Here is a 13251-nt window from a genome sequence, read left to right on the forward strand (position 1 = left end):
GGCGCTACAAAGAATTGCAGGACATCAGCTCTACTGCCAGCCGCGAGGTTCCTTAGGTATTCGGATATCGAACGGCAAAAGTTAGGCCAGCTTCGGCCCTGCAGTGTTACTGCGCAGCATATTGCGCAGCAAGGCTAAGAACAGACCGAGCATCCCCCCCAGAACCATACCCAAAGCCAGGATCAGCAGCTTCTTGGGTTTGACGGGCTTGATTGGCTGGGTGGCCCGCTGATCGAGGCTGGCCAGTTTCAGGCCTGAGACATCGACGTTGAGATTGCGCAAACGTGCCGCTTCCTCACGCCACACCGCCAGTTTCTTAAGAAAAAGGTCTTCGTTCTCACGCTTGTTGAGCACTTCAACTTGGCGATTGTTCGCCAGTAGCTGCAACTCTTTGGCAATTTGCGCAACACGTGGCTCGGTGAAGTCATCCGAGCGCCGTTGCAGCAGGGCATTACGCTCGGCTTCTAGCGCATCAGCCCCCATAAAATAGAGAGGAATCTGCTGGTTGTTAACCTCGGTACGGATCACGCTGCCCTGCCCCAAACGCTCGCCTTCGCCGAGCGCCGAAGGAGTGGTCGGCTTGGTAATGCCGAGCGACTTGGCAATACGAATGGCTTCGTCCAGCTGGGTAATACGGTTATCCCGGCGAGTCTTGAGCTGTTGGCGCAAGGCTTTGAGCTCATCCTGCAACTCCGCGCGCTTTAAGCTATCAGCCTCAAGTAGGCTGGCAATTTGCGACTCTTTAGTCGCCTCGTAGCTCGCACGTGCAGCACTTATTTGCAACTCGAGCTGGTTGAGCCGATTCTGGATAACCACAGCAAGATCGGAGGCAATACGCTCGCGCTCCAACTGGAATGCATGTTCGACAAGCCCATTGACCAAGGCGACGCCGTTGACATCTTCAGGGTATGTCAGCTGAATTCCGACATAGGCACTGAGGTTGTTCGTCTTCTTGGGGTCGGGCTGGAGCATCACGAAGGCTTTATCGTTAAAGCGCTCAAAGGTCTGCTCAAGACTGCGATTGGGCTGGCGCAAGGCCTCAAACAGCTCTTGATTGGAACGGAAAAACTCCAACCGACTGTCGTAGGACTCCAGGGAAGCCCCCACTCGCTGCATGGCCTGATCTGGTGTGAGCTCATAGACACCGGTGCGGTTAAGCGCGTCGAGGTCTTTGATCACTGCTGGGCGCAGTATGCTTTGCACCTGATATTCAGCTGTAGCCAAAAATGCATAGGCTGCTGCCGCCAAAGTGACAGCGGTAGTTACCAGCGCGATCAGCAGCTTCTGCTGCCAGAGTGCGCGGACTAATGCCGCCAGATCGATTTCATCACTTGAGGCTTGTTGTCTTGCAGGGGAAATTGCATTCACGACGAAGATCCATCTTTTATTAGGGCTTCACTGATTCGCCAACAAGGGGATCACGATCCTTGATTTTTTGTTATCCGACTCGGCCGGTGCTCGAAAGCACACAGCACAAGGGCTTGCGCCAATCCTGTTAGCAGTGATGCGCGGCATTGTGCCAGCACTGAATGAGATTACAAGCCTTGACAACATTGTAAGACGCACAATAAGCAAGGGAATTTAGTGTGACCCCTACCGCACGGGTAAACAAAACATGAAGCGGCAACACTGGGAGAATGCATGACTGCAGGGCTTCGCTGCACTGCGATTAAAAGGCCCAGCGCCCACCCCGCCGGCAGCCCATCGACGATACAACACTTCGCAGGAATAATGCCTGCAGACAACATTCCTGCGATTTTGAGTTAAACCGCTAGCCGGATTCAGACAATCGCCCGAGACGCCCCCACGCTTCAAGCTAGGCCAGCCCAGGCGCTTTGGCTTTGGGACGAAATATATTGCGTAGAAGCGCAACAAAAACACCCAACATCAAGCCAACGCCAAGACCCAAAACCATGACCAACGCCCTCTTCGGTTTGACCGCCGAGAGCGGCTCAAGCGCTTGCTGATCGAGCCTAACCAGCCGTAGCTGACTGCTGTCGAACTTGATGCCTTTAAGTTGCGCAGCCTCTTGGCGCCACTCGGCGAGGTCCTTGAGATAAAGATCCTCGTTTTCGCGCTTTTCCAGAACCTCGACCTGACGGTTGTGGCTCAACAACGCCAGTTCCTTCTCAATCTCCGAAATTCGCGGCTCTACAAAATCATCCGAACGACGCGCACTCAAAGCATCCCGCTCGGCTCTCAACGCCTCGCTGCCCATAAAATAAAGCGGGATTTCCCGGCTATTTACCTCGGTGCGCACCACCTGCCCCTGGCGCTGCGAGTCAGACATGGACGAGGGTGTAGTCGGTTTTTTGATGCCCAATGAATCGGCAATCTGGATGGCCTCATCGAGAACCATGATCCGAGACTGGCGGCGAGTTTTCAGCTCTGCCCGCAAGGCTTGCAGCTCGTCCTGCAGCTGGGCACGGCTCAAAGCATCTTGCTCAAGCAGGGAAGCAATCTGTGTCTCCTTGCTCGCCTCGTAGCTGGCGCGCGCCGCTTCGATCTTTTGCTCGATATTGAACAGCCGGTTGGCGATCAATACCTTGAGATCGGCGTCGATTCGCGCACGTTCCGCATCCAGCACAAAGGCTACCAGCCCATTGACCACCTCAACACCATCCACGCCGCGCGGGTACGTCAGCGACAGCCCGACGAACTCACTCTGACCGGCCGTTTTTTTAGGGTCGACTTGCAGCATGGTGAATGCCGAGCGATTGAACTCTTCAAAAGTTTGCTCTAGTGAACGACCCGGCTCGATCAACCCGGCAAAGAGCTGTTGATTACCCCGAAAGAACGCAAGACGGTTCTCATAGGAAGACAAACCTGCACCCACCAGATTAAGCGCCTCCACGGGCGTCAGCTCGTAGACACCGGTACCGTTGAGCTCGTCGATGCTGCCCCGATCCACTGGACGCAGCACACTCTGCACCTGGTAATACGGCGTTGCCAGAAAAGCATAAGCAGCCGCCACCAGGGTCACCGCACCAGCCACAGCCAGAATCAGGTACTTTTGCTTGAAGAGGGAGTGAAACAATTCGACCAGATCGATCTCGTCGTCGTGAAAGGATCGCTGGGGTTGGTCCTGCATTTTCAGGGAAGCTCCATAAAAAATAGGTTTCTATCGCGCCTCCATGAGACTCCACTTGTCACACTTGCGACACAGAGAGCACGCTTCCCTATGCGCCTAGGAGAAATATGGCAGTTTTTTGCCTGAAATGTTCCCATAACCACTACAAATTGATTACAGCAGCACAAAAGTTTTGCGTAGCGTGATCATTGGCGCGGAACTGTACCGCGCCATACAGAAATCCATAACGTGAAGGAAGGACGTTGTGCGCAAGCCTGGGAGAGGCTCGGCGGCGACTGATGTTTCTGCAGAAGAAATGAGAACTACAGAAGCAATGACACCACAGCGCAAAGAATCGCGCTTTCAGGCTATTTGTAGCCCGAATACATCAAAGGACGATTACTCGTCCTCATTCACTCGGTCGCGCAGCTCTTTGCCCGGTTTGAAATGCGGAACAAATTTGCCATCGAGGCGCACCGACTGGCCGGTTTTGGGATTGCGACCTACGCGCGGCGCACGGTAGTGCAGCGAGAAGCTGCCGAAGCCACGGATTTCGATGCGATCACCGGTCGACAATGCCTGGGACATTTGTTCCAGCATGGTCTTGATGGCCAGCTCGACATCCTTGGATGAAAGCTGACCCTGGTGGGTAACGATGCGCTCGATCAACTCCGACTTGGTCATGGTTTTCCCTTCTTTTTCAAGCGGCTAGATCACTAGATAGAACGGTTTTAGCATGCTGAGTCAGTTTTGAACAGCCTGAAAATTTGTGGGTAATGCGATGGTTGGGTGAGTTTTTATGCAGGAATGGATTGATATTGGGCTTGCCATACGCCAATTAGGTGGCGCTTGGGCCAGCTGGCAAAGAGCGGCGCGGGGTAGGAGGCGGGTACTACCCCAATGCGACCGAGGAAACCCTGGTGCGCACGGCGCACCCTACGGGCCGAACTCCTGGAAGCAGCGCCCTGTTCCACTGGCGATATACGCGTCACCGCGTACGTGGAAAGGGCTTCATCCGCGACAGGGCATCAACCACACCGCGCCGTCGCCGCTCAAGCGCCTCCCACAGGCTGTATGCATAACAAGCGCAGCCTCACCCCCACAGGCTTATGCATAGCCGCCCGACAACAACGCCCGACTAGGCTGCACTTTTCTGCAGGCACAAAAAAGGGCGACCGAAGTCGCCCTTTTTCTGGATTACCTGAACTTAGTTCTGGTTTTCCATTTGCGCACGGATCAGATCACCAATGGTGGTCGGACCAGCAGTTTCAACTTCCTGCTTGCGCATTTCTTTGATGGCTTCTTTTTCGTCTTCAACGTCTTTCGACTTGACCGACAAGCTGATTACGCGGCTCTTACGGTCAACGCTGATGATCTTGGCCTCAACTTCTTCGCCTTCTTTCAGTACGTTGCGCGCGTCTTCAACGCGGTCACGGCTGATTTCGGAGGCTTTCAGAGTGGCTTCGATGCCATCGGCCAGGGTGATGATCGCGCCCTTGGCGTCAACTTCTTTAACGATGCCGCGCACGATGGTGCCTTTATCGTTAACAGCAACGTAGTCGGAGAACGGGTCTTCTTCCAGCTGCTTGATGCCGAGGGAAATGCGCTCACGCTCCGGATCAACGGAGAGGATAACGGTTTCCAGCTCGTCGCCCTTCTTGAAGCGGCGTACAGCTTCTTCGCCTACTTCGTTCCAGGAGATGTCGGACAGGTGAACGAGGCCGTCGATGCCGCCATCCAGACCAATGAAGATACCGAAATCGGTGATCGACTTGATGGTGCCGGAGATCTTGTCGCCCTTGTTGAACTGACCGGAGAAGTCTTCCCACGGGTTAGTTTTGCACTGCTTGATACCCAGGGAGATACGACGACGCTCTTCGTCGATATCCAGAACCATAACTTCCACTTCGTCGCCGACGTTAACGACTTTCGAAGGATGGATGTTCTTGTTGGTCCAATCCATTTCGGATACGTGCACCAGGCCTTCCACGCCCTCTTCCAGCTCTGCGAAGCAGCCGTAGTCGGTCAGGTTGGTTACGCGCGCAGTGACACGGGTGTCCTGCGGGTAACGCGCCTTGATGGCAACCCATGGATCTTCGCCCAGCTGCTTGAGGCCGAGGGAAACACGGTTGCGCTCGCGATCGTACTTGAGGATCTTGACGTCGATTTCATCGCCAACGTTGACGATTTCCGACGGATGCTTGATGCGCTTCCAAGCCATGTCGGTGATGTGCAGCAGGCCGTCGACGCCACCCAGATCCACGAACGCGCCGTAGTCGGTGAGGTTCTTGACGATACCTTTGACTTGCTGACCTTCCTGCAGGGATTCCAGCAGAGCTTCGCGCTCGGCGCTGTTCTCGGCTTCCAGCACGCTGCGGCGGGAAACGACAACGTTGTTGCGCTTCTGGTCCAGCTTGATGACTTTGAATTCGAGTTCTTTGCCTTCTAGGTGAGTGGTATCACGCACCGGACGGACATCGACCAAGGAACCTGGGAGGAACGCACGGATGCCGTTAACGTCGACAGTGAAGCCGCCCTTAACCTTACCGTTGATAACGCCCGTAACCACTTCCTCAGCGGCGAAAGCTGCTTCCAGAACGATCCAGCACTCGGCACGTTTGGCTTTTTCGCGGGACAGCTTGGTTTCACCAAAGCCATCTTCAACCGCGTCCAGAGCAACGTGAACTTCGTCACCGACCTTGATGGTCAGCTCGCCAGCGTCGTTGTGGAACTGCTCCAGCGGGATGAGGCCTTCAGACTTCAAACCAGCGTGAACGGTTACCCAACCAGCTTGGTAATCGATGTCGACGATGATGGCGGTGATGATCGAGCCAGCCTGAAGATTCAGGGTTTTTAGGCTTTCTTCAAACAGTTCAGCAAAGCTTTCGCTCATTTTAATTCCTGTTGATTCAGGGCGGGGAATCCGCCCAAACCACATTCCAGACAATGTGGGTACGTTCATATAAAAAGAAGCCTACGGGTCTAGGACTGGGTTCCCGTGGCCTCCTTGCGAGCTGACCGACTTAAGCAGCCGGGGCTCTTGTTATCCGGCGAGGTCGCGATTGGCGACTTCACTCAGAATACGTTCCATGACCTGCTCGATGGAAAGCTCGGTGGAATCCAGCTGGATCGCATCGGCTGCCGGTATAAGCGGAGCCACTGCGCGCTGGGTATCACGCTCATCGCGCGCCCGAATCTCATCAAGAAGACTCGCGAGATTAACATCATCGCCCTTATTCTTCAACTGCAAGTAGCGCCGGCGCGCACGCTCCTCGGCGCTGGCGGTGAGAAACACCTTGAGCGGCGCGTCGGGAAATACCACGGTGCCCATGTCGCGGCCATCGGCGACCAGGCCGGGCATTTCCTGAAACGCCTGCTGACGCGTCAGCAGCGCCTCACGCACCGCCGGCAGGGAGGCCACCAGGGAAGCCCCGGCACCGATCTGCTCGTTGCGAATGGCGTCCGTGACTTCCTCGCCCTCGAGAATGATGCGCTGGCCGTGCCCACCGCCGCCGGCGACGAACTGTACATCCAGATGAGCGGCGAGCAGCTTCATCGCTTCTTCGTTGGTCAGGTCGACGCCATGGTTGCGCGCTGCGAAGGCCAGCAGGCGATACAGCGCACCGGAATCCAGCAGGTTCCAGCCCAGCTGTTTGGCCAGCAGGCCGGCGATGGTGCCCTTGCCCGAACCGCTGGGGCCGTCGATGGTGATAACCGGAGCGACGATCATGCCTTACCCTCCTCCGCGACCCGCAGACCGACCTGGGCCGACAGCGCCAGGAAGTTGGGGAAGGATGTGGCGACGTTGGCGCAGTCGTGGATGCGAATAGGCGCGGTGGCACGCAGCGAGGCGACACTGAAGGCCATGGCGATACGGTGATCGCCGTGAGCCCAGACTTCGCCGCCACCAAGGCTGCCACCTTCGATGATAATCCCATCCGGGGTCGGCTCGGCCTTGACGCCCAACGCGATCAGACCATCGGCCATGACCTGGATACGGTCGGATTCCTTGACCCGCAGCTCTTCGGCACCGCGCAGCACGGTGCGGCCTTCGGCCACCGAGGCGGCGACGAACAGCACCGGGAACTCGTCGATGGCCAGGGGCACCAGGTCTTCGGGGATATCGATGCCTTTCAGCTTGGCGCTGCGCACGCGAATATCCGCCACCGGCTCACCACCGACTTCACGCTGGTTCTCCAGGGTGATATCGCCGCCCATCAGCTTGAGAATACTGATCACACCAGTGCGGGTCGGGTTGATGCCGACATGCTCCAGCACCAGCTCGGAATCCTCGGCAATGCTGCCGGCGACCAGGAAAAAGGCCGCCGAGGAAATATCCGCCGGCACTTCGATATGGGTAGCCGTCAGCTTGTGGCCCGACTCGACGCTGGCGGTGCTGCCCTCGACCGTTACCGGGTAGCCGAAGCCGCGCAGCATGCGCTCGGTATGGTCACGGGTCGGTGCCGGCTCGGTGACCGAGGTGGTACCGCCGGCATACAGACCCGCCAGCAGCAGGCAGGATTTGACCTGGGCACTGGCCATGGGCATTTCGTAATCCATACCGGTCAGGCGCTGGCCGCCACGAATGGTCAGCGGCGGCCGGCCTTCGGGGCCGGTCTCGATCACCGCGCCCATCGCCCGCAGCGGCTTAGCCACGCGATTCATCGGGCGCTTGGACAGCGACGCATCGCCGGTCAGGGTGGTGTCGAAGGGTTGCGCGGCCAGCAGACCCGAGAGCAGGCGCATCGAGGTGCCGGAATTGCCCATATACAGCGGGCCAGCCGGTGCCTTGAGACCATGCAGGCCAACGCCATGCACGGTCACGCGGCCGTGATGCGGGCCCTCGATGACCACGCCCATATCGCGAAACGCCTGAATGGTCGCCAACGCATCCTCACCCTCGAGGAAGCCTTCAACCTGGGTAGTACCCTCGGCCAGGGAGCCGAGCATGATCGAGCGATGGGACATGGATTTGTCACCCGGTACGCGAATACGCCCGGAGAGTTTGCCGCCAGGGCTGGCCAGGAAAATCAGATCATTCGAGTGCATAGCGTCCACATAAGCCCTGCGGGCCAGAATTTTGCCGAAATGCTCACGGGCAACCCGGGCGCGGGTAAACACGCCCAGCAGTTGATGCCCATCCCCTGCGTCGACCGCCTCACGCAAGGCGTCGAGGTCGTCGCGAAATACATCCAGGGTGCGCAGCACAGCCTCGCGGTTGGCGAGGAAGATGTCGTGCCACATCACCGGGTCGCTGCCGGCGATCCGCGTAAAGTCGCGGAAACCGCCAGCGGCGTAACGAAAAATCTCCAGGTTCTCACTGCGCTTGGCCAGCGAGTCCACCAGGGTAAAGGCCAGCAGGTGCGGCAGGTGGCTGGTCGCGGCCAGCACCTGGTCGTGATGCTCGACCTCCATATGCTCGACATCCGCGCCCAGCTCGCGCCACAGACTGTCGACCAGGGCCAGGGCTTGCTCGTCGCTCTGCTCGCAGGGCGTGAGAATCACCTTGTGGCGGCGGAACAGCTTGCCATTGGCCGCCTCCACCCCACTCTGCTCGGAGCCGGCAATCGGATGCCCAGGCACGAAGCGCACCGCTTTGCCGGTAAAGGCCTGGCGCGCGGCGCGCAGCACATTGCCCTTGGCACTGCCGACATCGGTGAGCACGGCCTGCCCCAGGTCGAGCGCGGCCAGTTCGCCCAGCAGTTTTTCCATGGCCAGAATGGGCACCGCCAACTGGATCACATCGGCACCCTGACAGGCGGTAGCCAGATCAGTTTCGCAGCGATCCACCACACCCAAGTCCACCGCCAGACGACGCGACTCGGGGTCCAGATCCATGCCCACGACTTCGCGGCACAGACCGCGCTCGCGCAGCCCCTTGGCGAAAGAGCCACCGATCAGCCCCAGACCGATCACCAGCAGGCGACCAATCATGGGCGCAGCTGCAACAGACGACTTCGCTGCACTCACGCGCTCAGCACCTTGGCCAGGGCCTCGAGAAAGCGTGCGTTCTCCGCCGGCAGACCGATGGAAACCCGCAGAAAATTCGGCATACCGTAACCGGCCACCGGGCGCACGATAACGCCCTCGTGCAACAGCGCCTGGTTGATCGCGGCGGTATCACGGCCAAAGTCCACGGCGATAAAGTTGCCTTTCGAGGGTATCCAGCTCAGACCCAGCTCGCGAAGGCCGGCCTCCAGCTGCGCCATGCCGGCATCGTTGAGCTGACGGCTTTGCGCCAGGTAATCGGCATCATCCAGCGCCGCGCACGCCGCCGCCAAGGCCAGGCTGTTGACGTTAAATGGCTGACGGACACGATTGAGCACATCGGCGATCTGCGCCGAGCTGAGCGCATAGCCGACCCGCAGCGCCGCCAGGCCATAGGCCTTGGAGAAGGTGCGCGAGACCAGCAGGTTGTCATAGCGGGCCAGGTACTTGAGGCCATCCGGCAACTCATCGCCTTCGGCGTACTCGATATAGGCCTCATCGAGCACCACCAGCACGCTCTGCGGCACGCGGGCAAGAAAGCGCTCCAGCGCGTCGGAGCCAAACCAGGTACCGGTCGGGTTGTTCGGGTTGGCGATAAACACCACGCGGGTATTGGCGTCGATGGCCGCCAGCATGGCTTCGAGATCGTGGCCATGGTCCTTGGCCGGCACCACCTTGCCTTGAGCGCCTACGGCCTGGGTCGAGATGGGGTAAACGGCAAAGGCGTACTGACTGAATACCGCGTTCAGGCCGGGGGCCAGGTAGGCGCGAGCGACCAGGTCGAGAATGTCGTTGGAACCATTGCCCAGGGTGACCTGGCTGATCTGCACGCCGCAGCGCGCGGCCAGACGGCTTTTCAGCTCGAAGCCATTGCCATCGGGGTAACGGGTCAGCTCGGCAAGCTCGCCGCGGATCGCCGCCAACGCCTTGGCGCTGGGGCCCAAGGGGTTTTCGTTGCTGGCCAGCTTGACGATGCTGGCCGGATCCAGATCAAGCTCACGGGCCAGCTCGTCCACCGGTTTGCCCGGCACATAGGGCGACAGCTTTTGTACGCCTGGCTGGGCCAGGGCGAGGAAATCACAGCTCATTGCTTGCCTCTTCGATACAGCCAATTCTTGAGTCGCGCGCCAGGGGCCACTCGGTTTGAGTTTTGCGTTGCGCCCCTCCCTCACCCCCAGCCCCTCTCCCAGAGGGCGAGGGGAGACGAGCGCTGTGACTTGGAACCCGCGCTGCGCAGCCGAATTCTGCTGACCAGATGCGATTACAAGCACGCTGCAGTCAAACTCCCCTCTCCCTCGGGAGAGGGGCCGGGGGTGAGGGCCGCGACTGCACTCTATTCCCGCAAAAGCGCCACACGCTCCATCGCCACCCGATAAATCTCTTGCAGGACCGGCACTGTTTCCCTAAGCGCCTGATCATTCCAAAAACGCAGCACCATAACCCCTTGCGCCTCAAGGCTCAATGTCCGCCGGGCATCGACCTCTTCGCCGTGCTGGCTACCGTCCAGCTCCACCACCAGCTTTGCCGCCTCGCAGTAGAAGTCGAGGATATAAGGCGGCATCGGGTGCTGGCGGCGGAACTTGAGGCCATCCAATTGCCCCGAACGCAGGTGATGCCAGAGTAAGGACTCGGCATCCGTCGCAGTAGCACGTAGCTCGCGGGCGCGTTGCTTGTGCCACGCGGGTAATGGTTTATGTCGGGATGGCATCCTTGCCTCCTTAATTTATCTGTTATGCCCCTTCCCTCACCCCGGCCCCTCTCCCGGAGGTAGAGGGGGAGACAAGCGCTGTGACTTTAAGCCTGCGCAAGATCTAGCTGACCGGACACTATTCGAAAAGCGCCGTGATCGAGCCTCCCTCGCCCTCCGGGAGAGGGGCCGGGGCGGGCCGCGTTCGGATGAGGGAGCTTTGCCTTAGAGCACCGCCTTCGGATACGACCCCAGCACTTTCAGCGCCACGGCTTCCTGATTGATCTTTTCCAGCACGTCCTTGATCAGCGGGTCGCGGTGGTGGCCGACGAAGTCGATAAAGAACACGTAGGTCCACTTGCCGCTGCGCGAGGGGCGGGTTTCGATGCGGGTCAGGTCGATGCCGTTGTTGTGGAACGGTACCAGCAGCTCGTGCAGCGCGCCCGGCTTGTTGCGCATGGAGACGATGATCGAGGTCTTGTCGTCGCCGGTCGGCGGCACTTCCTGGCTGCCAATGATCAGGAAGCGCGTGGAGTTGTCCGGACGGTCTTCGATCTTCTCCGCCAACTTGGTCAGGCCATACAGACTGGCCGCCATATCGCCGGCGATGGCCGCACTGTTCCACTCGCTCTTGACCCGCTTGGCCGCATCGGCGTTGCTCGACACCGCCACGCGCTCGACATTGGGGTAATGCGCGTCCAGCCACTTGCGGCACTGAGCCAGGGACTGGGCGTGGGAATAGATGCGGGTGATCTTGTCGGTCTTGGTGGTTTCACCGACCAGCAGGTGGTGGTGAATGCGCAGTTCGACTTCGCCGCAGATGACCATGTCATGTTCGAGGAAGCTGTCCAGGGTGTGGTTGATCGCGCCTTCGGTGGAGTTCTCCACCGGCACCACACCGAAGTTCACCGCACCGGCGGCCACTTCGCGAAACACTTCATCGATAGCGGCCATCGGCACGCTGATCACCGCATGACCGAAATGCTTCATCGCCGCAGCCTGGGAGAAAGTACCCTCTGGGCCGAGGTAAGCAACCTTGAGCGGATTTTCCAGGGCCAGGCAGGAGGACATGATTTCGCGGAACAGCCGCGCCATTTCCTCGTTGCCCAGCGGGCCCTGGTTGCGCTCCATGATGCGCTTAAGCACCTGGGCTTCGCGCTCGGGGCGGTAGAACACCGGCTTCTCGCCTTCCGGCAGGGCCTTCATCTTCACTCGCGCGACGTCTTCGGCGCAGCGCGCACGGTCGCTGATCAGCTCGAGAATCTTTTCATCGAGGTTGTCGATGCGCAGGCGCAGGGCCTGCAGTTCCTGCTCGGAGATTGGATCCGTCATCAGCCGTGTTCCTTCTCGAATTCCGCCATATAGGCCACCAGCGCCTCGACGGCATCCAGGCCCACGGCGTTATAGATGGAGGCACGCATGCCGCCGACCGAGCGGTGACCCTTGAGGTTGAGCAGGCCGCGGGCGTCGGCACCGGCGAGGAAGGCTTTATCCAGCTTCTCGTCGGCCAGACGGAACGGCACGTTCATCCAGGAGCGAGCATTGGGCGTAATCGGGTTGCTGTAGAAATCGCTGGTATCGATGGCCTTGTACAGCAGGTCTTTCTTGGCGCGGTTGATCCGCTCCATGGCCTCGACCCCGCCCTGCTCTTTCAGCCACTCGAACACCAGGCCCGAGAGGTACCAGGAGAAGGTCGCCGGAGTGTTGTACATCGAGCCGTTATCGGCTGCGACCTTGTAATTGAGCATGGTCGGGCAGACGCTGCGGGCACGGCCGAGCAGGTCTTCACGAACGATGGTCACCACCAGGCCGCTGGGGCCGATATTCTTCTGCGCGCCGGCGTAGATCAGGCCGAACTTCGACACATCGAGCGGACGCGAAAGGATGTCGGAAGACATATCCGCCACCAGCGGTACGTCGCCGACCTCGGGAATCCAGTCGAACTGCAGGCCACCGATGGTTTCATTGCTGGCGTAGTGCAGGTAGGCGGCGTCTTTCGACAGCTGCCACTCGTTCTGCCCGGGAATGGCGAAATAGTCATAGGCCTTGGCGCTGGCAGCGACATTGATACGGCCGTAGCGGCTGGCTTCCTCGATGCTCTTCTTCGACCATATGCCGGTGTCGATATAGTCGGCGACACCGTCTTCAGGCAGCAGATTGAGCGGAATCTCGGCGAACTGCTGGCTCGCGCCGCCCTGCAGGAACAGCACTTTGTAGTCATTGGGGATGACCAGCAGATCGCGCAGATCCTGCTCGGCCTTCTCGGCAATGGCGGTGTACTCGTCGCTGCGATGGCTCATTTCCATCACCGACAGGCCTTTACCCTGCCAATCGAGGAGCTCCGCCTGGGCGCGTTGCAGAACAGCTTCAGGAAGCGCGGCTGGGCCGGCGCAGAAGTTATAGGCTCGCTTGCTCACATCCACTCTCGCTCAAATGTTGGGCGGCTGACTTGGCCGTCAACCGCCGAATCCTACGCTGTCACGGACGAGTCACCCCGCCCGAGCAG

Annotated in this window: 10 protein-coding genes; all 10 read right to left on the reverse strand. The window is 59.3% G+C overall.

From position 1 onward, the window contains the following. Nucleotides 1-81: 81 nt before the first annotated feature. Nucleotides 82-1368 (reverse strand): Wzz/FepE/Etk N-terminal domain-containing protein, encoded by a 1287-nt coding sequence (locus WMW70_RS06435; protein ID WP_341436691.1) that lies wholly within the window; start codon nucleotides 1366-1368, stop codon nucleotides 82-84. Nucleotides 1369-1816: 448 nt separating this feature from the next. Then, nucleotides 1817-3091, reverse strand: a complete 1275-nt coding sequence (locus WMW70_RS06440; RefSeq protein WP_341436692.1) for a Wzz/FepE/Etk N-terminal domain-containing protein — start codon at nucleotides 3089-3091, stop codon at nucleotides 1817-1819. Between the two features lie 378 nt (nucleotides 3092-3469). Further along, nucleotides 3470-3754: an integration host factor subunit beta gene (ihfB, locus tag WMW70_RS06445; protein WP_143497302.1), complete on the reverse strand. Its 285-nt coding sequence runs from the start codon at nucleotides 3752-3754 to the stop codon at nucleotides 3470-3472. Nucleotides 3755-4277: 523 nt separating this feature from the next. Further along, on the reverse strand, nucleotides 4278-5963 hold the full coding sequence (rpsA, locus tag WMW70_RS06450; RefSeq protein ID WP_339461965.1) for a 30S ribosomal protein S1: 1686 nt from the start codon (nucleotides 5961-5963) through the stop codon (nucleotides 4278-4280). Nucleotides 5964-6113: 150 nt separating this feature from the next. Next, nucleotides 6114-6800: a (d)CMP kinase gene (gene cmk, locus WMW70_RS06455; protein ID WP_341436693.1), complete on the reverse strand. Its 687-nt coding sequence runs from the start codon at nucleotides 6798-6800 to the stop codon at nucleotides 6114-6116. Next, a complete protein-coding gene (locus WMW70_RS06460) occupies nucleotides 6797-9004 on the reverse strand; it encodes a bifunctional prephenate dehydrogenase/3-phosphoshikimate 1-carboxyvinyltransferase (protein WP_341436694.1) in 2208 nt (735 codons plus the stop codon). Before WMW70_RS06460 ends, cmk begins: the two co-directional genes overlap by 4 nt. Before the next feature lie 32 nt (nucleotides 9005-9036). Beyond that, entirely contained in the window at nucleotides 9037-10146 is a 1110-nt protein-coding gene (hisC, locus tag WMW70_RS06465) for a histidinol-phosphate transaminase (RefSeq protein ID WP_341436695.1), read from the reverse strand. 245 nt (nucleotides 10147-10391) lie between these two features. Then, nucleotides 10392-10766, reverse strand: coding sequence for an endonuclease domain-containing protein (locus tag WMW70_RS06470; RefSeq protein ID WP_341436696.1), 375 nt, complete (start codon nucleotides 10764-10766; stop codon nucleotides 10392-10394). A 204-nt stretch (nucleotides 10767-10970) separates the two neighbouring features. Next, the gene (pheA, locus tag WMW70_RS06475) at nucleotides 10971-12077 is read right to left on the reverse strand and encodes a prephenate dehydratase (RefSeq protein WP_341436697.1); all 1107 of its coding nucleotides are present in this window, start codon (nucleotides 12075-12077) and stop codon (nucleotides 10971-10973) included. Continuing rightward, nucleotides 12077-13162: a 3-phosphoserine/phosphohydroxythreonine transaminase gene (gene serC, locus WMW70_RS06480; RefSeq protein ID WP_341436698.1), complete on the reverse strand. Its 1086-nt coding sequence runs from the start codon at nucleotides 13160-13162 to the stop codon at nucleotides 12077-12079. Before serC ends, pheA begins: the two co-directional genes overlap by 1 nt. Nucleotides 13163-13251: the final 89 nt, after the last annotated feature.

Origin of the sequence: Pseudomonas sp. XK-1 (assembly GCF_038069885.1) — a bacterium.
Taxonomy (GTDB): Bacteria; Pseudomonadota; Gammaproteobacteria; order Pseudomonadales; family Pseudomonadaceae; genus Aquipseudomonas.